The sequence below is a fragment of the Caulobacter segnis genome (assembly GCF_023935105.1).
GTDB classification, from domain to species: domain Bacteria; phylum Pseudomonadota; class Alphaproteobacteria; order Caulobacterales; family Caulobacteraceae; genus Caulobacter; species Caulobacter segnis_B.
Genome location: NZ_CP096040.1, coordinates 2490161 through 2511674, shown reverse-complemented (window position 1 = coordinate 2511674; position 21514 = coordinate 2490161). Strand labels below are relative to the sequence as shown.

At 67.5% G+C, this 21514-nt stretch carries 18 protein-coding genes, 4 tRNA genes and 1 pseudogene; 6 read left to right on the top strand and 17 right to left on the bottom strand.

The window, feature by feature from the left end:
* From pcaB to MZV50_RS12060, 3 genes are all read left to right on the top strand, one after another.
* Positions 1 to 1149, top strand: a complete 1149-nt coding sequence (pcaB, locus tag MZV50_RS12070) for a 3-carboxy-cis,cis-muconate cycloisomerase (RefSeq protein WP_252634881.1) — start codon at positions 1 to 3, stop codon at positions 1147 to 1149.
* Positions 1149 to 2342 carry a bifunctional 3-oxoadipate enol-lactonase/4-carboxymuconolactone decarboxylase PcaDC gene (gene pcaDC / locus MZV50_RS12065; protein ID WP_252634880.1) on the top strand — a complete coding sequence of 398 codons (1194 nt, stop codon included), beginning with the start codon at positions 1149 to 1151 and terminating at the stop codon, positions 2340 to 2342. Before pcaB ends, pcaDC begins: the two co-directional genes overlap by 1 nt.
* 150 nt (positions 2343 to 2492) lie before the next feature.
* A complete protein-coding gene (locus MZV50_RS12060) occupies positions 2493 to 3482 on the top strand; it encodes an NAD(P)/FAD-dependent oxidoreductase (RefSeq protein WP_252634878.1) in 990 nt (329 codons plus the stop codon).
* 57 nt (positions 3483 to 3539) lie between these two features.
* Here MZV50_RS12060 and MZV50_RS12055 read toward each other — a convergent pair.
* The 13 genes and pseudogenes from MZV50_RS12055 to MZV50_RS11995 form a co-directional block, all read right to left on the bottom strand.
* A tRNA-Arg gene (locus MZV50_RS12055) sits at positions 3540 to 3616 on the bottom strand.
* A gap of 28 nt (positions 3617 to 3644) precedes the next feature.
* Positions 3645 to 3950, bottom strand: coding sequence for an ETC complex I subunit (locus MZV50_RS12050; protein ID WP_223395165.1), 306 nt, complete (start codon positions 3948 to 3950; stop codon positions 3645 to 3647).
* Between the two features lie 25 nt (positions 3951 to 3975).
* Positions 3976 to 4052, bottom strand: a tRNA-Pro gene (locus MZV50_RS12045).
* A 76-nt stretch (positions 4053 to 4128) separates the two neighbouring features.
* A pseudogene (locus MZV50_RS12040) lies at positions 4129 to 4642 on the bottom strand (DUF192 domain-containing protein).
* Between the two features lie 31 nt (positions 4643 to 4673).
* Complete coding sequence (cspD, locus tag MZV50_RS12035; RefSeq protein ID WP_252634876.1) at positions 4674 to 5264, bottom strand: stationary phase survival cold shock domain protein CspD; 591 nt, start codon at positions 5262 to 5264, stop codon at positions 4674 to 4676.
* A gap of 172 nt (positions 5265 to 5436) precedes the next feature.
* Positions 5437 to 5511, bottom strand: a tRNA-Glu gene (locus MZV50_RS12030).
* Between the two features lie 45 nt (positions 5512 to 5556).
* Positions 5557 to 5631 (bottom strand) — tRNA-Glu (locus tag MZV50_RS12025).
* 123 nt (positions 5632 to 5754) lie between these two features.
* Positions 5755 to 7572: a single-stranded-DNA-specific exonuclease RecJ gene (gene recJ, locus MZV50_RS12020; RefSeq protein ID WP_252634875.1), complete on the bottom strand. Its 1818-nt coding sequence runs from the start codon at positions 7570 to 7572 to the stop codon at positions 5755 to 5757.
* Between the two features lie 72 nt (positions 7573 to 7644).
* Positions 7645 to 8619 (bottom strand): class 1 fructose-bisphosphatase, encoded by a 975-nt coding sequence (locus MZV50_RS12015; protein ID WP_252634874.1) that lies wholly within the window; start codon positions 8617 to 8619, stop codon positions 7645 to 7647.
* A gap of 61 nt (positions 8620 to 8680) precedes the next feature.
* Positions 8681 to 9634 (bottom strand): class II fructose-bisphosphatase, encoded by a 954-nt coding sequence (gene glpX / locus MZV50_RS12010; protein WP_252634872.1) that lies wholly within the window; start codon positions 9632 to 9634, stop codon positions 8681 to 8683.
* 75 nt (positions 9635 to 9709) lie between these two features.
* Complete coding sequence (locus MZV50_RS12005; protein ID WP_252634870.1) at positions 9710 to 10999, bottom strand: homoserine dehydrogenase; 1290 nt, start codon at positions 10997 to 10999, stop codon at positions 9710 to 9712.
* Positions 11000 to 11025: 26 nt separating this feature from the next.
* The gene (locus tag MZV50_RS12000) at positions 11026 to 12246 is read right to left on the bottom strand and encodes an LL-diaminopimelate aminotransferase (protein ID WP_223395154.1); all 1221 of its coding nucleotides are present in this window, start codon (positions 12244 to 12246) and stop codon (positions 11026 to 11028) included.
* Positions 12247 to 12358: 112 nt separating this feature from the next.
* Entirely contained in the window at positions 12359 to 12796 is a 438-nt protein-coding gene (locus MZV50_RS11995) for a hypothetical protein (protein ID WP_252634869.1), read from the bottom strand.
* Positions 12797 to 12886: 90 nt separating this feature from the next.
* Between MZV50_RS11995 and phaC the strand changes: the two genes are divergently transcribed.
* Complete coding sequence (gene phaC, locus MZV50_RS11990; RefSeq protein ID WP_252634867.1) at positions 12887 to 14875, top strand: class I poly(R)-hydroxyalkanoic acid synthase; 1989 nt, start codon at positions 12887 to 12889, stop codon at positions 14873 to 14875.
* Between the two features lie 68 nt (positions 14876 to 14943).
* Entirely contained in the window at positions 14944 to 15579 is a 636-nt protein-coding gene (locus MZV50_RS11985; protein WP_252634866.1) for a DUF1287 domain-containing protein, read from the top strand.
* Positions 15580 to 15588: 9 nt separating this feature from the next.
* Here MZV50_RS11985 and argC read toward each other — a convergent pair whose 3' ends face one another.
* From argC to rplM, 3 genes are all read right to left on the bottom strand, one after another.
* On the bottom strand, positions 15589 to 16542 hold the full coding sequence (gene argC / locus MZV50_RS11980; protein WP_252634865.1) for an N-acetyl-gamma-glutamyl-phosphate reductase: 954 nt from the start codon (positions 16540 to 16542) through the stop codon (positions 15589 to 15591).
* Positions 16543 to 16707: 165 nt separating this feature from the next.
* Positions 16708 to 17181: a 30S ribosomal protein S9 gene (gene rpsI / locus MZV50_RS11975; RefSeq protein ID WP_252634864.1), complete on the bottom strand. Its 474-nt coding sequence runs from the start codon at positions 17179 to 17181 to the stop codon at positions 16708 to 16710.
* A gap of 3 nt (positions 17182 to 17184) precedes the next feature.
* Positions 17185 to 17658 carry a 50S ribosomal protein L13 gene (rplM, locus tag MZV50_RS11970; RefSeq protein ID WP_252634863.1) on the bottom strand — a complete coding sequence of 158 codons (474 nt, stop codon included), beginning with the start codon at positions 17656 to 17658 and terminating at the stop codon, positions 17185 to 17187.
* Between the two features lie 239 nt (positions 17659 to 17897).
* On the opposite strand from rplM, the gene MZV50_RS11965 reads away from it, so the two are divergent.
* A complete protein-coding gene (locus tag MZV50_RS11965) occupies positions 17898 to 19298 on the top strand; it encodes an alkaline phosphatase PhoX (protein WP_252634862.1) in 1401 nt (466 codons plus the stop codon).
* A gap of 719 nt (positions 19299 to 20017) precedes the next feature.
* Here MZV50_RS11965 and MZV50_RS11960 read toward each other — a convergent pair.
* Entirely contained in the window at positions 20018 to 21514 is a 1497-nt protein-coding gene (locus MZV50_RS11960) for an alkaline phosphatase (protein WP_252634861.1), read from the bottom strand.

Sequence of the window (21514 nt, the reverse complement as noted above, 5' to 3'; positions counted from 1 at the left end):
TTGCCGTCACTGATCCGCGACCGCGCGACCTCCACGCCAGCAATGCTGGCCGTGTTCGGCGACGAGGCCCTGCTGCGCGCGGCCCTGACCTTCGAGGCCATGCTGGCCCGCGCGCAAGCCGAGATCGGGCTGATCCCCGCCTCGGCCGCGGACGCGATCGCCGCCGCCTGCGTCGAGCTTCCGGACATCGAGATCCTGGCCGACGAAGCCGCCCACGCCGGAACCTTGGCCATTCCGCTGGTCGCCATGATCCGTGAGCGGATCAACGACCCAGAGATCAACCTACACGTCCACAAAGGCGCGACCAGCCAGGATCTGGCCGATACGGCCCTGATGCTGCAGGCCAAGGCCGGCGCAGCCCTGGTCGTCGAGGAGACCCTGCGCCTCACCAGCGCCCTGGTCGCCCTGGCCGAGCGCCACGTGGCCGCGCCCATGCTGGGCCGCACCCTGCTGCAAGGCGCCCTGCCGATCACGTTCGGCCTGAAGGTCGCCGGCTGGCTGCAGGGGATAGACGGCGCCCTGTCCCGGTTCCGGCGCGAGACCGCCGCCATCCAGCTGCAACTCGGCGGGGCGACCGGGTCGCTGGCCGGGCTGGGCGGCCAGGCCCGCGCCGTGACCGAACACCTGGCCGCCCTACTGGACCTACCGGCAGCCGAGACCCCTTGGCATTCGCGGCGCGAGGGTTTGGCGGGCCTGGCCTCCAGTCTCGCCATCCTGACCGGCGCGGTCGGCAAGATCGCCGGCGACATCGCCCTGCTGGCCCAGAACGAGGTCGCCGAGGCCTTCGAGCCGCGGGTCGCCGGGCGCGGCGGCTCCTCGGCGATGGCGCACAAGCGCAATCCGACCGGTTGCCAAGTCGCCCTGACCGCCGCGACACGCGCGCCGCACCTGGCCGCCACCATCGTCTCCACCCTGCCACAAGCGCACGAGCGCGGACTAGGCGGCTGGCAGGCCGAAGCGCCGGTGCTGGCCGACCTTTTCCAGCTGGCCCACGGCGCCCTGTCCGCCATGGCGCCGGTCGTCGAGGGCCTGGATGTCGACACCGATCGCATGGCCCGGAACCTGACCGCGGCGGGTGTCGGAACCGACACCGGGGAGTCCGAGGCGCTGGTGACGCGCGCCCTCGCCCACCATCGAAAGGACCGCTAATGCCCTTCGCCACCTCGCACGGCGCCAGGATCTACTGGCGGGCCGACGGCGCGGCCGACAAGCCGGCGGTCGTGCTGCTGACCTCGATCGGCACGGACCTGTCCCTGTACGACCCGGTCGTGCCGTTGCTGACGCCGGACTTCCGCGTGCTGCGGATGGACACGCGCGGCCATGGCGCTTCCGACGCGCCGGCCGGCGACTACAGCCTGGATCTGCTGGCCGAAGACGTGCTGGCGGTGATGGATGCCGCGAACGTCGCCAAGGCCAGCCTGGTCGGGACGTCGCTGGGCGCGATGATCGCCATGGCCCTGGCCCCCAAGGCGCCCGAGCGGATCGAAGCGCTGGTTCTGGCCTGCACCTCCCCCGCCATGGACCCGTCGGTCTGGGACCAGCGGCTGGCCCTGATCCGTGCCGAAGGCATGGCGCCGCTGGTCGAACCCGTGATGGCGCGTTTCTTCTCCGAAGGCTTTCGCGTCCGGCATCCCGAGGTCGTCGAGACCGTGCGCGCCGGCATGCTGGCCCAAAATCCGGACGGCTATGCTGGCTGCGGCGCGGCGATCCGCGACATGGCCTTGCTGGAGCGTCTGTCCGCCATCACCGCCCCGACCCTGGTCGTCACCGGCGCCCAGGACGCCGCGACACCCTACGAAGGTCATGGCGAACGCATCGTCGCCGCCGTGACCGGCGCGCGCCACCTCCAGATCGGCGGGGCCCACCTGCCCAGCCTGGAGGCTCCGGCCGCCCTCGCCGGCGCGGTGCGGACATTCATCGGCGAAGTCCTGAACGGATCCGCCGCGCGCGAAGCTCGGGACACGCTGTTCGAGGCCGGCCTCGTCACCCGGCGGGCGGTGCTGGGCGACGCCTGGGTGGAAAAGTCTCTCGCCGGACGAACGGCTTTCACGGCCGACTATCAAGCCATGATCACGCGCTATGCCTGGAACGAGATCTGGCGACGGCCGGGCCTGGATCACCGCACCCGGCGCCTGCTGGTGCTGGCCATCTGCGCATCCCTGGCGCGCTGGGAAGAGTTCCGCCTGCATGTTCGCGCGGGACTGGAGCAAGGCGGCTTCACCGTCGACGAGCTCAAGGAGACGCTGATGCAGACGGCGATCTACGCCGGTGTGCCGGCCGCCAACACGGCCTTCGCCGAGGCCTCCGAGGTCATGGCCGATCTCGGCGTCGCGCCAGGCTGATCGCGATCGCCCAACCGACGCTGTCCGACGGCCCCAAGACGCGATCGGCCGGGGACGTAACACCCCTCCGCGCGGAGTTTCGAGCGCCCCTCCCCGGCCGTTCGTGAAAGCAGGGCGAACTTTCCAGCGCGCGAAGGTGTTGTTGAGCGCATGACCATCAGCGACCCTAAACTCGCGCCCGGCGCGGCTCCAACCCCGGATGGGCAAGCCCGGACTTTTGATGCGGTCATTGTCGGCGCGGGTCCGGCCGGTCTCACCGCGGCGACTTATCTTGGCCGGTTCCGCCGCCGCGTCCTGGTGCTTGATGGCGGCGTGCCACGCGCGAGCTGGATTCCCGAAAGTCACAACACCCCGGGTTTTCCGCAAGGCGTCTCTGGCCCGGCCCTGCTGGAGCGAATGCGCGCGCAAGCAAGTCTCTATGGCGCCCAGTTCCTTCCGGCCCAAGCCGAGGAGCTGGTGCGACAGGGTGAGCTCTTCACCTTCAAGCTTGCCGGGGAGCAGTCGGTGGCCATCCAAGCGCCTTACGTCTTGTTGGCCACGGGTGTGGTGGATAGAAAGCCCGACCTCGCCGGTCTCGATGACGCAATCCGCCGGGCGTTGGTCCGCATATGCCCGATCTGTGACGCCTTCGAAGCCATCGACAAGGCGATCGCCGTGCTTGGCGACGGACCGCTGGGCGCGCGCGAGGCGATGTTCCTCCGGACCTATTCCGACCGGGTCACGCTCCTGCACATGGGCTCGTCGGATGATTTAGATCTAGACGCCCTGCGCGTCAGTGGGGTCGAGGTTGCGCGGATCGATTTGGGGGATCTTTCTCTCGAGGACAGAGTGGTGCTCCGCACCGCCTCGGACGCGCGGGCTTTCGACTGCGTCTACTTGGCGCTCGGCTGTGAGATGCAGAGCCGGCTGGCCCTGCGATGGGGCGCAAGGCACGACGCGGAAGGAAATCTCGTGGTCGATGCTCACCAGCGCACCTCGATCGATGACGTCTACGCCGCGGGCGATGTAGTGAGGGGTCTCAATCAAATCGCCGTGGCGACGGCCGAGGCGGCTATCGCCGCGACCGACATCCATCGCCGGCTGCGCGAGGCGGACCACACGGCAGCGTCAAAACGCGATGCCCGCGGACGGTCACGCTAAGCGTTCTGGGTGCTAGAGGTTTCTGCGCCAGCAGCCGTCAGCGACTTGCGAAGCCGCTGGCGCGCCCTGCAGGATTCGAACCTGCGACCGCTCGCTTAGAAGGCGAGTGCTCTATCCAGCTGAGCTAAGGGCGCGCGCTGGCCGACCTAGCCCGCGAAGGCCCTAGTGCGTCCAGGGCTGCTTGCGGTTGGCGGCGAAGTTGTCGGCGTAGGCCTTAATGATCCGCTTAGGCGTCTTGGGCTCGAACAGTTGGAACGAAATCTCGTGGCGCTGAGCGTAGGCCACGGCTTCATCGCGGGTTTCGAACGTCAGGCGGACCTGGCCATTCATGTCACTGGATTGGGTCCAGCCCATCAGCGGGTCGGGCTTGCGAGCCGAGGCCGGTTCGAACTCCAGCACCCAATCCTTGGTCTTGGCCTTGCCGGACTGCATGGCGTTCTTGGCGGGGCGATAGATGCGGGCCAGCATGGACCTCTCCAAAGTACCTTACCGATGGTCGGAGCGGCAGGATTCGAACCTGCGACCCTCTGCTCCCAAAACAGATGCGCTACCAGGCTGCGCTACGCTCCGAAACATCGGCAGGCGCGTGCTCTACAGGGGTTCGAAGCGCGGATCAACGACTGGCCTCAATCATCTTGAGCGCCAATCATTCTTTCGGGAAGATTCGATGCAAGACGCGGTCGCCTGGAAGGACGCCCAGTTGGGCCGCGCGACCGCCCGCCAGCTCCAGCACGCCCAGCACCAAGCCGCCCGACGGCAGCGGCGTCTCGTCGTGGGGTCGCGCGTTGCGGACGATCGAGAGGATTCTGCCATTCGGCTGGATGTAGAGAATATCCAACGGAACGAGCGTGTTCTTCATCCAATAGGCGGCAGGCTGCGGCTGCTTGTAGATGAAAAGCATTCCCCGATCGGGGGCCAGGGACTTGCGGAACATCAGCCCACGCGCCTGCTCGGCGCGCGTGGCGGCGATCTCGACCAGGAAGCGCGGTCGACCGCGAGTGGTGACGATCTCGACCGTCTCCAGCCTGGGCGCGGCCAATACGGCGCGACTCACGCCAACGCCCCCGGCGCACGAGCCGAGCACCAGCGCGGCGAGCAAGGCCCGCCTCTCGATCATCCGTTCCGCCACGCGACACCTCGCCGAAAGCCAGCCCCTTCAGGAGACTAGCTTCCGCGCCGAGGCGGCGAAAGTCAGGCGTCGCCGGCCGTGATCTCCGCGACCACCAGGCCCTTGGGCCCCCGCGCGAACCGCACCAGGACGTCGTCGCCCGGCTGCAGGTCCTCGAGCCCACCCCGGCGGAGCGTCTCGATATGCACGAAGATGTCGCCCGGCTCGGCGTCGCGGATCACGAAGCCATAGCCCTTGGTGCGGTTGAACCACTTGACCTTGGCGTGTTCAGGCGGTCCCTCGGGCTCCAGGGCATGACGCCCGTGGCCTTCCCGCAAGACATCGCGGCGCGGCGGTCCCTCGGCGAATGTGCGTCTCTGGCGCTCGAGCGGCGCCGGCGCTGAGGTCTCGTCGAGATTGACGACCTCGCTGACCTGCCAGCCTTTGGGCCTTCGGACCACGTCACACACGATCATTGCCCCCTCCATGGCCGTTTCGCGACCACAGTTGCGCAGCGACGTCACATGCAGAAGCACGTCCTTCAGCCCGGTCTGGCCGGGATCATCGGGGACGATGAACCCATAGCCCTTGCCGGCGTCGAACCACTTCACCCTCCCGCTGATGCGCACGAACTCTTCGTGCGCCGCAGCGTCCTCGAAATCATAACCAGACATCCCACCCCTCTGGCTCGCCCAATCAGCCCATCGGAGCGAGCACTACGCGAACAGTGTTCTCGCGTAACGAGAACCGTCAATGACGAAATCGCGTCAAAACCGCGCGCGAACGCGATCCGCGACATTTCGCCGCAGCTACAGGACGGAAACAATTCTGAAATACAGCCGAGGATGGCAGTCCCTAGGGGAGTCGAACCCCTCTCTCCAGATTGAAAATCTGGCGTCCTAACCGATAGACGAAGGGACCACGTCGCCGCCGGAGCGGAACATCGTCGATATATGGCCTCGCGGGTGGCAGTCCCTAGGGGAGTCGAACCCCTCTCTCCAGATTGAAAATCTGGCGTCCTAACCGATAGACGAAGGGACCACGGCCCCGCGAGGAAGCGGGTGTATAGCCGCGACCTCTGGGGTGCGCAAGCCGCCGAAAGTCATTTTTTCAGTCCGCCTACACCGCCTTCGCCAAACAGGGTTTGGCGCGCGGATCGGAGAGTCAGGATCCGTACCGGGCTCTGGGATCGTGGGCGTCCTCGATCTCCAGTTGGACGCCGTTGCGCCCCATGTAATCGTCCGGCTTCAGCTTGCCGACGACGTCCAGCGCCCCGCCCCCGGCCAGCAGGCGCTGGCCCAGCGGCGTCTCGGCGCTGCGCCAGCTGATCGCCTTGATGCGGTCGCCCGTGGGCCCGACGAGATCCAGCCGCACATGGCCGCCCTTCAGGGCCGACATCCGATCTGGCCGCACCTGGGTCAGGGCGAACAGCGGCTCGGGATTGCCGGGACCGAACGGCGCCAGCCGCTGGAAGTCGTCGAGCAACGCGCGATTCGCCGCGCGCGGCTGGACCAGCGCGTCGATCTCGACCGCCTCGATCCCGACCGCCTCCATTTCGCCGGCCAGGCGCTCCTCGAGGAAAGCCCGGAACTCGGGAATCGCGTCGGGACGGATCGACAGGCCCGCGGCCATGGCGTGACCGCCGCCAGCCATCAGCAATCCCGTCTCGAACGCCGCCTGGATCGCCCTGCCCAGGTTCACGCCGGGCTGAGAACGGCCCGAGCCCTTGCCGACATTGGCGGCGCGGTCGACGCCGATCACCACAACGGGCTTGCGATAACGCTCGCGCAGGCGACCGGCGACGATGCCGATGACGCCCGGATGCCAGTCCTCGCCCGCGACCACGATCACCGGCGCATCGGGATTGAAGTTGCTGCCGCGTTCCAGCATCGCCGCGGCTTCCTCCACCACGGCGGCCTCGACGGCCTTGCGTTCGGTGTTGAGGCCGTCCAGCTCCTCGGCCAGGGCGCGGGCCTCCAGCGGGTCGTCCGTGGCCAGCAGCTTGGCGCCGAGATCGGAACGACCGATGCGGCCGCCGGCGTTGATGCGCGGGCCCAGGATGAAGCCCGCGTGGAACACGGACGGCTCACCCGAGCCCTTGCCGACCTCGAACAGCGCCTTCAGCCCCGGATTGGCCCAAGCGCCCATGGTGCGCAGACCCAAGGTCGTCAGGGCCCGATTGAAGCCGACCAGCTGGGTGACGTCGCAGACCTCGCCCAGGGCCACCAGGTCGAGCCACTGGCGCGGGTCCGGCTGCGGGCGCTCTTTAGTGAACAGGCCGCGCTTGCGCGCCTCGCGGTTCAGGGCGGCCAGCAGAACGAAGGTGACGCCGGCGGCGGCCAGGACGCCCTGCCCGCTCTGGCAGCCTGGACGGTTCGGATTGACCACGGCGGCGGCCGCAGGCGGATCCTCGCGCATCAGGTGGTGGTCGATGACCACGACCTCCAGGCCGATCTCGGCGGCGCTGGCGATGGCATCATAGGCCGCCGCGCCGCAGTCCAGGGTCACGACCAGTTCGGCCCCGCCCTCGCGGATCTTGCGGAACGCCGCCGGGCTGGGGCCATAGCCCTCGGTCAAGCGGTCGGGAATGTAGATGGGCAGCTCGACGCCCATGTGGCGATACCAGCGGACCAGCTGGGCGGCGCTGGTGGCGCCGTCGACGTCGTAGTCGGCGAAGACCATGGTCGGCCGCCCTTGCTCCAGGGCGTCGATCAGGATCTCGGCGGCCCGGTCCATGTCGGTGAAGCTGGACGGGTCGGGGAACAGCGCCTTCAGGGTCGGACGCAGATAGTGCTCGGCCTGCTCCAGCGACACGCCGCGCGAGGCCAGAGCCCGGGCCAGCGGCTCGGTCAGGCCGTGACGTTGCTGGATATCACGCACCACCGCCATGTCGGCGGGACGCTCGCGCCAAGCGCGGCCGCTCAGCGAGCGCTCGACGCCCAGGAAGGCGTCGGAGACGATATTGGAAACACCATCGGCCATCGCGGCAGACTACTCGTTCGTATGGATTCGCTCCATGCGACGCCGCCGCGACAATCCCGGACGCAACGAACGCTAGGCGCGCATCTCCGCCCGCACGACCTCGACCTCGTTGGCCGAGCCCAGCACCACCGGCACGCGCTGGTGCAGCTTGGCCGGCTGGATATCGAGGATGTCGGTCACGCCGTCGGTGGCCTTGCCCCCGGCCCGCTCGACGACCAGGCCCATCGGGTTGGCCTCGTACATCAGGCGCAACTTGCCCGGCTTGCCGGGCTCGCGGCTGTCCCACGGATACATGAAGACGCCGCCACGCATCATGATGCGGTGCACGTCGGCCACCATCGACGCGATCCAGCGCATGTTGAAGTTCTTGCCGCGCGGGCCGTCCTTGCCCTGCAGGCAGCCGTCGATATAGCGCTGCACCGGCGCGGCCCAGTGGCGCTGGTTCGACATGTTGATCGCGAATTCAGCGGTATCGGCCTTCACGGTCACGGCCGGATGGGTCAGCAGCCATTGCCCGTCGGCGCTGAGGGTGAAGGCGTTGACGCCGCTGGCCAGGGTCAGGACCAGCATCGTCTGCGGACCGTAAACGGCATAGCCGGCGGCGACCTGGTTGCGGCCCGGCTGCAGGAAGTCGGCCTCCGCCGGCGCATGACCGGCCGGCGCGGGCAGCACCGAGAAGATCGTCCCGACCGAGACGTTGACGTCGATGTTGCTGGAGCCGTCCAGCGGATCGAAGGTCACGAGATAGCCGCCGACCCGGCCGGTGGGCTCGATCTCTTCCAGCTCCTCCGACGCCAGGCCCGCGACAGGGGCGCAGCCCTTCAGGGCGTCGCTCAGCATGTCGTTGGTGATGACGTCGAGCTTCTTCTGCTCCTCGTCCTGCACGTTGGTGGTGCCGGCCACGCCCAGGCTGCCCGACAGGGCGCCCGAGGCGACGACGCGGCTGATCCCGGCGCAGGTCTCGGCGATGGTCGTGACGACGTCCTTGAGCGCGGCGTCGGCCGGCTCCGCCGCGAGCCAGGCGGCCAAGTCGACAAAGGTGGTCATTCGAAACCTCAAACCGGAGAATAGAACGGCCGCCCTATAAGACGGCCGTGACAGGAAGATCTCAGACCTTCCGCTTCATGCGCACTTCGCGGACGGTGCCCGTCGACGAGTTCATGACCAGGGTGTGGGTGTGCACGCAGCCGTCACGATAGACGACGCCGTCCACCAAGCCGCCGCGCGTCACGCCCGTGGCCGCGAAGATCGCCTCGTCGCGGACGATCTCGTGCAGGTCGTACTTCTTGTCCAGGTCGGTGATGCCCCAGCGCGCGGCGCGGGCGCGCTCGTCGCCGTTGCGGAACAGCAGGCGCCCCTGGAACTGACCACCGACGCACTTCAAGGCCGCGCAGGCCAGGACGCCTTCCGGCGCGCCGCCCGAGCCGAGATAGAGGTCGATGCCGGTCGACGGATCGGTGGTGTTGATCACCCCGGCCACGTCGCCGTCCGTGATCAGATGGATGCGGGCGCCCGCCGCCCGGACCTTGGCGATGATCTCGGCGTGACGCGGACGATCCAGCACACAGACCGTGATCTCGGTCGGAGCGACGCCCTTGGCCTCGGCCAAGGCCTTGATGTTGTCGGCGGGAGACTTGTCGAGATCGATCACGCCGGCCGGCAGGCCCGGACCACAGGCGATCTTGTCCATATAGGTGTCGGGCGCGTTCAGCAGCGTGCCCTTGGGCGCCCAGGCCATCACCGTCAGGGCGTTGGGCTGGGCCTTGGCCGCCAGGGTCGTGCCTTCCAGCGGGTCGAGAGCGATGTCGACCTTGGGGCCTTTCCCCCTGCCGACCTTCTCGCCGATGTAGAGCATCGGCGCCTCGTCGCGCTCGCCTTCGCCAATGACGATCTCGCCGTCGATGTTCAGCTCATTCAGAGCATTGCGCATCGCGTCGACGGCCGCCTGGTCGGCGGCCATCTCGTCGCCGCGACCCAGCATCGTCCACGAGGCGATGGCGGCGGCTTCGGTAACGCGAACGGCGTCCAGGACCAGCGAACGGTCCAGGGTGTTCGAACTCATCCGTCTCTCCCGACCGCCCCGGAAGAAGGCGGCCTTGTTCCCAATGTCACCCTCAACGCCGAGTTTTCTTGGTCGTCAGATGCGCGCGACGCGCAGAAGGCGGGGACGCTCTAGCACGGTCTGCAGCTTTTCGATGCGGCTAATCGCATCCAGCAGCTTCGATTCGGGCGTCGCATGAGTAACGAGCACGATCGGTACGCCACCCGCGCCCTCGACGGGCTTTTGGAGGAAGCTGTCGATCGAAACACCGCATTCGGCCAGGGTTTCCGAGATCGCGGCGATCACGCCGGGCTGGTCCTGGACCATGACCCGCAGATAGGCCTTGCCCACGGCGCGAGCCGGGTCGATCGCGATGAACGGCGCGAGGTCGCCGGCCGGGGCCTGGAACACCGGACGCACGGCCTTGGTCATGACGTCGGCGATGTCGGCGGCCACGGCGGCGGCCGTCGGCCCCGCGCCGGCGCCGGCGCCCTGGATGAAGATCCGACCGATGCGCGTGCCCTCGATGAAGAGCGCGTTCAGCGCGCCGCCGGCCTGGGCCAGCGGATGGTCCAGCGGAACCAGCGACGGATGCACCTTCACCGCCACGCCGCCGTCTGCCTTGGCCGCGCCGGCGATCAGCTTGATGCGGTAGCCCAGATCCTTGGCCAGCTTGATGTCGAGCAGCTCGACATCGCTGATGCCCTCGATCTCGGCGGCTTCGAAGTTCGGCGCGCAGCCGAAGGCCAGGGCGGCCAGGATGCTGATCTTGTGACCGGCGTCGAAACCGCCGACGTCGGTGGTCGGATCAGCCTCGGCGTAACCCAGGCCCTGGGCCTCGCGCAGCACGTCGGCGAACGAGCGGCCGGTCTTCTCCATCTCCGAAAGGATGAAGTTGCAGGTGCCGTTGAGGATGCCCGCCACCGAGATCACGTCGTCGCCGACCATGGCCTCGCGCAGCATCTTGACCGCCGGCGTACCGCCCATGACGGCGGCTTCGAACAACAGCGGCACGCCCTGGGATTCGGCCAGGGCGGCCAGCTCCGCGCCATGCACGGCGATCAGCGCCTTGTTGGCCGTGACCACGGGCTTGCCGGCCTTCAGCGCGGTCTCGACCGCCACCTTGGCCGGGCCGTCGCTGCCGCCGACCAGTTCGACGAACAGGTCGATGTCCGGCGAGCCGGCCAGGGCCACCGGATCGTCGAACCAGGCCAGGTTCGAGATGTCGACGGTGCGGGCGCGCGACTTGTTGCGGGCCGAGACGGCGGTGATCACCGCTCGGTCGCCGGCCGGCGCGAAGTCCGGACGCTCGGCCAGGAACTGCAGCAGGCCGCCGCCGACGGTGCCCAGGCCCGCGACGCCGATGCGCCAGGTCTTCTTCGTCATCTTACGAATCCTCGGGTGAACCGGCCTTAAGCCTGTTCCATCTTGTTGTGGGCCTTGGCCAGGATGGAGTCGGCGTTGGCGATGAATTTCTTCACGTTGCGCGCCGCCTGGCGGATGCGGTGCTCGTTCTCCACGAGGCCGATCCGCACATAGCCCTCGCCGTACTCGCCGAAACCGATGCCGGGGGCGACGGCGACGCCGGCCTCCTCGATCAGCAGGCGCGAGAACAGCATCGAGCCGGCCTCGCGGTACTGTTCGGGGATCTTGGCCCAGGCGAACATCGAGGCCGGCGGATTGGGGATGTCCCAGCCCGCCCCCTTCATCGACTTGATCAGGGTGTCGCGGCGGCTCTTGTAGATGGCGCGGATCTCGTCGACGCAGTCCTGCGGACCGTTCAGCGCCGTGGCCGCGGCGACCTGAACCGGCGTATAGGCGCCGTAGTCCAGATACGACTTCACGCGGGCCAGGGCCGAGCAGATGCGGCTGTTGCCGACGACCATGCCCACGCGCCAGCCGGCCATGGCGTAGGTCTTCGACAGCGAGTTGACCTCGACGGCGATGTCCTTGGCGCCGTCGACCTGCAGCACCGACGGCGGCGGGTTGTTGTCGAAATAGATCTCGCCATAGGCCACGTCGCTGATGACCAGCAGGTCGTGCTTCTTGGCCAGCGCGATGGCGTCCTTGTAGAAGTCCAGATCCACCCACTGGGCGGTTGGGTTCGACGGGTAGGACAGGATCAGCACGCTGGGCGGCGGCACCGAGTGCTTCACCGCGCGGCTGATGTTGGAGAGATATTCCTCCGGCGACAGGGCCGGCACGTGGCGGATGATGCCGCCGGCCATGATAAAGCCGAAGGCATGGATCGGATAGGCCGGGTTCGGGCAGATGATCACGTCGCCAGGACCGGTCAGGGCCTGGGCCAGGTTGGCGAAGCCTTCCTTGGAGCCGAGGGTGGCGATCACCTCGGTGTCGGGGTTCAGCTTCACGCCGAAGCGGCGGCCGTAGTAGTTGGCCATGGCCTTGCGCAGGCCGGGGATGCCCTTCGAGGCGGAATAGCGGCCCGCCTTGGGATCACGCGCCGTCTCGATCAGCTTGTCGACGATGTGCTGGGGCGTGGGCATGTCCGGGTTGCCCATGCCGAAGTCGATGATGTCGGTCCCCTCGGCGCGGAGACGCGCCTTGATCTTGTTGACCTCTTCGAAAACGTACGGCGGCAGGCGGCGGATACGGTGAAAATCGGTGCTCATGAGGGCTCTGTGCGCCGCTTCGGCGCTCTGGGAGCGAAAAGTCGGGCATGGATAGACCCCACGCGGGGTCAAGCCAAGCCAGTTCAAGGAAGATTATGCCTCCGTCGCCCGACTAGGGCTGTGACGGAGGCGCGCTAGCTCGGCCGCGGGCTGCGCGGGCGAAGGCGGCGGTGTCGGCGCGGTCGGCGTCGGTCGGCGCCTCGAAGGCCGGCGCCTTGACGTCACGACGGGCCTTGTTGACGTACGCGTCGGTGTCCTTGAGTTCCCAGGTGTTGGGCGCGACGGCGGCGGCCAGGGCCTCGCCAGCGCGCTGCTGCTGCACGACGGCCGCGCGAACCTGGTCGGCGGTCGGCACGTCGTTCGGAAGCGCCGGAATGTCCGAGAACTTGCGGCGCGGCGCCTTGGCCTTCGCGGCCGCGGCGGCCTCGGCCGCGATCGATGAGCTGGGATCGACTTGAGCGGTCTTGAACGGGTTCGCGCAGGCGGTCGCGCCGGCCGCGAGGCCGACGATCAAAGCAAGACGCACGATTTTGCGGGTTTCGCCGTTCATTGGTTCTGGTCTTATGCGATGATCGCGGCGAGCGAAAGGCGTTCAACGTCGCTTTTCGCGAACTGGCTTTGGACAAGCGGAGGAAACCTCATGGCCACGGCGAAGGCCGCCCCCAAGCCTCGGAAGAAGACCTCCGCCAAGGCCGCGACAACCGAACCCAAGGCGGCGAAGACCAAGGCCAACACCAAACCCGAAACCGTTGAGCCGCCGCCCAAGGCCGAATCGGCTGGTCAGGCTTCGGCGGGCGCCCACGCCGACGCCAGCGCCCCGCCCTTCCCGCCGTTCGAGGGCATGCTCTCGCCCGACCAGCTGAAGATGGTCGAGACCCTCTCGGCCAATCTGGCTCGCGCGGCGGTCACCGCCCAGGGCGCGATCGCCGAGGCGGCGCTGCGGCAGGCGGACCGTCCAGCGGCCCTGACGCCCGACCCGTTTCACGTCGCCCCCGCCCTGAACGAGGTGATGACCCGCCTCGCCGCTCAGCCCGACCGGCTGATGCGGGCCCAGGCCGATCTGTTCGGCCAATACATGGAGCTGTGGCAGTCGGCCGCCCGCCGCGCCGCCGGCGAGGAGGTCGCGCCCGTCGTGGCGCCGGCCGCCGGCGACAAGCGCTTCAACGATCCGGACTGGGCGTCGAACCCGATGTTCGACCTGATGAAGCAGTCCTACCTGCTGTCGTCGAACTGGCTGAACGGCCTGATCGCCGAGGTCGAGGGCGTGGATCCGGCCACCAAGCGCCGGGTCGAGTTCTTCACCAAGATGCTGACCGACGCCTTCTCGCCGTCGAACTTCCTGATGTCCAACCCCGCGGCCCTGCGCGAGGTGGTGCAGACTCAAGGCCAGAGCCTGGTGCGCGGCATGGAGAACTTCGCCGCCGACCTGGAGCGTGGCGGCGGCCAGTTGGCGATCAGCCAGACGGACCTGGCCAAGTTCAAGGTCGGCGAGAACGTCGCCACCGCGCCCGGCAAGGTCGTCTATCAGAACGATATCCTGCAGCTGCTGCAGTTCGATCCGACCACGGACAAGGTCAGTGAGATCCCGCTGCTGATCTTCCCGCCTTGGATCAACAAGTTCTACATTCTCGATCTTCGCCCCGAGAATTCGATGATCCGCTGGCTGACCGGCCAGGGCTTCACGGTGTTCGTCGCCTCGTGGGTCAATCCCGACCAGCAGCTCGCCGCCAAGACCTTCGAGGACTACATGCTGGAAGGCGTCTACGACGCCACCCAGCAGGTCATGACCCAGTGCGGCGTCGATAAGGTCAACACGGTCGGCTACTGCATCGGCGGCACCCTGCTGTCGGTCGCCTTGGCTCACATGGCGGCGCGAGGCGACAAGCGGATCAACTCGGCCACCTTCTTCGCCGCGCAGCAGGATTTCGCCGAGGCCGGCGATCTCCTGCTGTTCACCAATGAAGAGTGGCTGCAGTCGATCGAGCAGCAGATGGACGCCGCGGGCGGCTTCCTGCCCAGCCAGTCGATGGCCGACACCTTCAACGCCCTGCGCGGCAACGACCTGATCTGGTCGTTCTTCGTCAGCAACTATCTGATGGGCAAGGAGCCCCGCCCCTTCGACCTGCTGTTCTGGAACGCCGACCAGACGCGGATGCCCAAGGCGCTGCACCTGTTCTATCTGCGCAACTTCTACAAGGATAACGCCCTGACGACGGGCAAGCTGGACCTGGGCGGCGAGCACCTGGACCTCTCCAAGGTCAAGATCCCGATCTACGTCCAGTCGTCCAAGGACGATCACATCGCGCCCTATCGCAGCGTCTATCGCGGGGCCAAGGCTTTCGGCGGACCGGTGACCTTCACCATGGCCGGCTCGGGCCACATCGCCGGAGTGATCAACCATCCGGACGCCCGGAAGTACCAGCACTGGACCAACGAGGCCCTGCCTGGCGACGTCGGCGCGTGGATCACTGGGGCAAGCGAGCACCCGGGCTCGTGGTGGCCGCACTGGGCCGCCTGGCTCAGGGCGCGGTCGGGCGGCGACGTTCCGGCGCGCGATCCCGCCAAGGGCAAGCTGAAGCCCCTGGAAGACGCGCCGGGCAGCTTCGTGCTCGTAAAGTCGCAGACTTAAAGCGCTTCGCCGCGCCGAAGACCAACGTTCGCCCAAAAGTCGCCCGGATCGCGACGAAACTTAGGCGCATGCTTACGCTTGATCGCCGAACAGCCCTGGGAATGCTTGCCGCCACGCCTTTCGTGGCGGACGCCGAAGTGAGCCATGCGTTGATCCCGAACGCCGGGCTGAAGCTGGCCGCGGCGGCCCGTGGGCAGATCGGCGTCACGATCGATTATGATCCCAGCTATCGCTCGATCGGGTATCCCAACGGCGACGTGCTGCGCACCAGCGGCGTCTGCTCCGACGTGCTGATCCGCGCCGCTCGCGACGCTTGGGATATCGACCTGCAGCGGCGAGTGCACGAGGACATGGCCCGGGCCTTCGAGGCCTATCCGTCGCGCCGGGCTTGGGGCCTGACCAAGCCGGACGCCAATATCGACCATCGCCGCGTCCTGAACCTCGAGACCTTCCTGGAAAGACAGAAGGCTCGCCTGCCCCTGCCCTCGTCCGGCGTGCTGGGCGGCGACGCCTTCGCGACGCCGCAGGCCGGCGACATCGTGACCTGGCGGTTGGCCGGCGGCGGACGGCCGCACCTGGGCGTCGTGGTCGACGGCCCACGCACCGTGCGGATAGCGCATAACATCGGCCAGGGCGTCCGCGAGGAGCCGCTGTGGATGTTCAAGCTGCACAAGCCCGCAGGCCACTATCGCTGGCGGGTCTAGAACGAGGCCTCAGAGGCCCGCGTCTTCCTTCAGGCCCAGGGCGATGTTCAGGTTCTGCACCGCCGCGCCCGAGGCGCCCTTGCCCAGGTTGTCGAGCAGGGCCACCAGACGCGCCTGGCCGCTGGTGTCCGAGCCGAACACGAAGAGCTTCAAGCGGTTGGTGCCGTTCAGCCCCTCGGGGTCCAGGGTCGTCAGGCTCTTGGCCTCGTCTAGCGACGCGACCTCGACGAACTTCTCGCCCTTGTAGTGCTTGGCCAGGGCGGCGTGGATGTCGCCCAGCGACGGCGCGCTGTTCAGGGTCGCGAAGTGTAGCGGCATCTCGACGATCATGCCCTGCAGGTAGCGCCCGACGGCCGGCATGAAGATCGGCCGGCTCAGCAGGCCGCCGTGCTTCTGCATCTCCGGCACGTGCTTATGGGCCATGGAGAGGCCGTAGATCCGGTACGGGACCTTGGTGAAGTTGCTGGCGCTCTCGTCCTCGAACTCGGCGATCATGGCCTTGCCGCCGCCGCTGTAGCCCGAGACCGCGTTGTACGAGACCGGCAGCTCGGCCGGCAGGATCCCCGCCGAGACCAGCGGCCGCGTCATGGCGATGGCGCCGGTCGGATAGCAGCCCGGATTGGAGATGCGCTTGGATGCGGCGATCTTGCCGCGCTGCTCCTTGTCCAGCTCGGCGAAGCCGTAGGCCCAGTCCTCGGCGGTCCGATAGGCGGTGGAGGCGTCGATGATCACCGTGTCGGGATTGGTGACCAGCGACACGGCCTCCTTGGCCGCGTCGTCGGGCAGGCACAGGATCACGGCGTCGGCGCCGTTCAGCATCTCGGCGCGGGCGTCGGCGTCCTTGCGCTTGTCGGGATCGATCGAGACCAGTTGCAGGTCCTTGCGGCCGACCAGGCGTTCGCGGATCTGCAGGCCGGTGGTGCCGGCTTCGCCGTCGATGAAGACCTTGGGGGCGTTCGCCATCTGCCTACTCCTCGACCTGGACCGCCAGGGACCCGGGATGTCCAGTTTCGCCGCGTCGTGTGACCGACGCATGCCTGTCGGGCCCGATCAGACCCGAGAAAAGACCAAGAAAAAGGGCGCTTCGGAGACCCGAAGCGCCCTCTTCCAAACGCGGATGAACCGCGCTTAGCGCTTCGAGAACTGGAAGCTGCGGCGGGCCTTGGCCTTGCCGTACTTCTTACGCTCGACGACGCGGCTGTCGCGGGTCAGGAAGCCGTGCGGCTTCAGGACCGGGCGCAGGCCGGGCTCGTAGTGGGTCAGGGCCTTGGACAGGCCGTGGCGGATGGCGCCGGCTTGACCCGACAGACCCGAGCCTTCGACCGTCACGATGACGTCGAACTGACCCAGACGGTCGGTGACTTCCAGCGGCTGGGCGATCATCATGCGCAGCACCGGACGGGCGAAATAGACTTCCTGGTCACGACCGTTGATCGTGATCGAGCCCTTGCCCGGCTTGATCCAGACGCGAGCGATCGCGTTCTTGCGCTTGCCGGTCGCGTAGGCGCGGCCTTGGGCGTCGATCTTGGGTTCGGCCGGAGCGGCGGTTTCCGGGTTGCTGGACAGGCTGGCCAGCGCTTCAAAGCCTTGAGCGTCAGTCATAGCTTAGAGGCTCCGGATGTTCTTGGCGTTGCGGCCCGCGAAGTCGACGACTTCGGGGTTTTGCGCTTGGTGCGGGTGCTCACCGGCGTTGTAGATGAGCAGGTGGGTCAGCTGCTTGCGAGCCAGCGGGCTCTCCTTGGGCAGCATGCGCTCGACGGCCTTCTCCAGGACGCGTTCCGGGAACTTGCCGCCCAGCACCTTGCGGGGGGTGGTTTCCTTGACGCCGCCCGGGTGACCGGTGTGACGGTAATAGACCTTGTCGTCCAGCTTCTTGCCGGTGAACTTCACCTTGTCGGCGTTGATCACGACGACGAAGTCGCCGCAGTCGACGTGCGGGGTATAGTCAGGACGGTGCTTGCCGCGAAGACGCATGGCGATGAACGTCGCCAGACGGCCGACAACGGCGTTCTCGGCGTCGACCACGATCCACTTCTTCTCGACCTCGGCTGGCTTCAAGGAAGCCGTGATCTTCTGCATGGGATTGATCCGTAATTTCTAGGCGTCCGACCCCGAGAAATCCGGTTTCGTCCGTGTGAGGCGCGGCATGTACGGGAGGGTTCGCGCACTGTCAACAATAGTGATGCGAAAAACTTACAAAACTTATTAAATACAACGAGATAGGTGATACGGTATCATAATACCGCAATCCCGTGTTCGAACCGTCATCAACGACGGGCATAGCCGCCATGCAGGTTCCCCTTCGAAGAGCGCGCTCCATGTCCTTTTCCCGTAGACGCTTCCTCGGCGCCGCCGCCACCAGCCTGGCCTTCACCGCCTTCTCGGCCCGCGCCCAGGACGAGGCGGTCCAGGCCGAGACCTATCTGAACGAGGTCGAGGGCTACGGCCCGCTGGTCCCCGATCCCAAGGGCCTGCTCGATCTGCCGGCGGGCTTTCGCTACCAGGTCATCTCCCAGGCCGGCGAGACGATGAGCGACGGCTTCCTCGTGCCCGGCAAGGCCGACGGTATGGGGTGCTTCCCCGTCGACGCCGACCGCGTGCTGCTGGTCCGCAACCACGAACTGTCGGTGAACGACATCCACAACGGCGCCTTTGGTCTGAGCGAGCGCCTGGTCGACCGCATCGACCGCGCCAAGGTCTGGGACTTCCACAACAGCCAGCGCCCCCTGCCCGGCGGCACCACGACCCAGCTCTACAATCTCAAGACCCGCCAGACCGAGCGCCAGCACCTCAGCCTGGCCGGCACCCTGGTCAACTGCGCCGGCGGCGTCACGCCCTGGGGCGCGTGGCTGACCTGCGAGGAGACGACGCTGGAACGCGGCCTGGAGGTCGGCAAGGACCACGGCTGGGTCTTCGAAGTGCCCGCCGCCCATGTCGGCCTCGTCCAGCCGGTCGCCCTGAAGGGCCTGGGCCGCTTCAAGCACGAGGCCGCCTGCATCGATCCCAGCACGGGCGTCGTCTATCTGACCGAGGACGTCGCCGACGGTCTCTTCTACCGCTTCCTGCCCAACGACCGTCGCGACCTGGCCGCCGGCGGACGGTTGCAGGCCCTGGGCCTGGTCGACGCGCCCGAGGGCGGCGACACCCGCAACCAGGAGGAGAAGACCTTTCCGATCGGAAGCGCCAAGGCCGTGCGCTGGATCGACCTGGACGGCGTCGACAATCCCTATGACGACCTGCGCCGGCGCGGCCACGCCAAGGGCGCGGCGGTGTTCTGCCGGGGCGAGGGCGTGTTCTTCGGCCAGGGCGAGCTCTATTTCGCCTGCACGGCCGGCGGCGCGGCCGGCTCGGGCCAGATCTTCCGCTATGCCCCCTCGCCCGCCGAAGGCCAGGTCGGCGAGAAGGATCAGCCGGGCAAGCTGCAACTGTTCGTCGAGAGCCAGAACGACCGGGTGCTGGACTATGCCGACAACCTTGTGGTCGCCCCCTGGGGCCACGTGATCGTCTGCGAGGACCGCTATTCGGACACCCTGCGCAACCATCTGCGCGGGGTGACGCCCCAGGGCAAGGTCTACACGCTGGGCCGTAACGTCTTCACCGGCAATTCCGAGTTCGCCGGGGCCTGCTTCTCGCCCGACGGCGGCACGATGTTCGTCAACGTCCAGAACCCGGGGATCACCCTGGCGATCACGGGGCCCTGGGCCAGCGTAAGGGCTTAGAACGGGAGTCATGCGTCGTCGTCCTCACGCGGCTGACCGCTGAAGGGATGGAAAGGGACGCGGAGCGCCGGACATCCGTCCGGAGGTTTGGAGAGTGAATACCGTTTCGACGAAGCCAGGACGCTCCGCGTGGTTCGTTATCCGGTGAGCCCGCGAGGCGGCGGGGTCTTAACCCGCTCCCACGAGAGGCCCCCGACGGGCGGGCCAGGGCGACGACCCCGGTCCCGGAACGCCCGGGCGATTTCAGCCCGGACCTGCCGCGTTCGCCTGATCTTCGCCGCCCCCTAAGGGAAGGATCTGGGGCTTCGTCCCGATGTTTCAGGGAGCCCGCATCTGGATCCGTCGCGAAGACGAGCCTCCCGAGAGAGACCCGGCGAGCGCTTCCCGCTCGACCACCCCTGACAGCCGTCTCGATCGCCGGCCGGACGTCCCTTCCAAGCCATCAGGTGCAGTTAGTATGGCGACAGGATTCAACGCTGATCATTCAGCGGCGTCTAAAATCGACAAGCGCTTGATTTCGCTGGCTTCGATCTCGCGAACACGGATCATTCAGCCCGCTCAATCCCCGTAAATCCTCCCCCTAGCGGGGGAGGTGTCGACGCGAAGCGGCGACGGAGGGGGAAGAGGCAGGGTCAGCAGCACTTCCCCCTCCGGCGCTTCGCGCCACCTCCCCCGCTAGGGGGAGGATTGTCTCAGCCTGCAAGCCCCCGTCCAGACAATCAGCGCTTCTTCGGCGCATCGAACCCGAACGCGTGGCGCATGACCTGGAAGATGTAGCTCTCCTCGACCACGCCGCGCAGCAGGAAGGCCTGCGGGCCGTCGGCGAACACGCCCACGTCTTCGCCCGAGTGCGCGGCGCTGGGCAGGTTCGCCACGGCTTGCTGGTGGTAGTCGATGTCGTCCACGTCCTCCTTGGCCGGATCGCGGCGCGTGTCGGCGCCTTCCGGACCACCGGGACCGGTGGCGAACATCAGGGTCGTGTAGGCCTTGCCGTCGCCGGCCAGGATCGGTTCGCCCTCGTTGCCGGCCAAGCCCAGGATCGGAGCGTTGCGGGCGGCGTAGCCCGAAATCACAAGGCCGTGGCTGTGGTCGGCCGTGACGACGACCAGGGTGTCCTTCAGATCGACCTTGGCCAGCACGGCCTCGATCGCCTTGGAGAACTCCACGGTCTCGGTCAGTGTCCGCTTGGCGTTGCCTAGGTGGCTGCCCATGTCGATCTTGCCGCCCTCGACCAGCAGGAAGTAGCCGTTCGGGTTCTTCGACAGCACGTCGATGGCCGACGTGGCCATCTGCGCCAGGGTCGGCACGCCCTGCCCCAGCACCGGCCGCTCGACCTCGTAGGGCAGATGCTCGGGAGCGAAGAGGCCCAGCACATGCCGGGTGTCGGCGGGGATCGCCTTCAGTTGGTCGACCGTGGTGACGTAGGACGAATTCGCGCCCTCGGCCTTCAGCCATTCGGCGGTCAGGTCACGGCCGTCGGCGCGCTTGCCCACCTCCTTGCCGTCGGGCAGGAAGCGCGAACGGCCGCCGCCCATGACCACGTCCAGCCGCAGAGCGTCGGGCGCCTCGATCAGCTGGCGAGCAATGTCCTTGCAGCCGCCCTGGATCGCTTCGACCGGCATATCGCTGTCGCCTTCCCAGTCGCGATAGGCGGTGTGGGCATAGGCGCCGGCCGGGGTGGCGTGGGTGACGCGGGTGGTGGTGACGACGCCCGCCGCGCGACCGTTGGCCTTGGCCAGCTCGGCCAGGGTCTCGACGCTGTGGCCCTTCTCGGTCTCGCACTTCTCGCCGATCGCCGCGCCGGTCAGGCCGATGATCTTGTTGCGGGTCTTCACGCCGGTCATGATCGCGGTGATGCCGGCGGCGCTGTCGGTGACCTGGGTGTCGTGGCTGTAGGTCTTGGACAGCGCCGAATAGGACAGCTTCTCGAAGGCCAGCGAGTTGGACTCGCCGTCGACGCCCTTTTGCTGGCCATCATAGATGCGGCCGGCCGTGACCGTCGAAATGCCCATGCCGTCGCCCAGAAACAGGATGACGTTCTTGGCCTTGCCCGTGTTCGGGACCACGGCGATCTGGCGCGCCAGGGCGGCCTCGCCGGCCTTGTAGTAGGGGTCGTTGGCGCTGGCCGAGGCGGGAACCTGGGCCAAGACCATGGCGGGAACGGCGACGGACGCGACAAAAGCCAGAACGGGGGCGAGAACAAACGAGCGGATCAA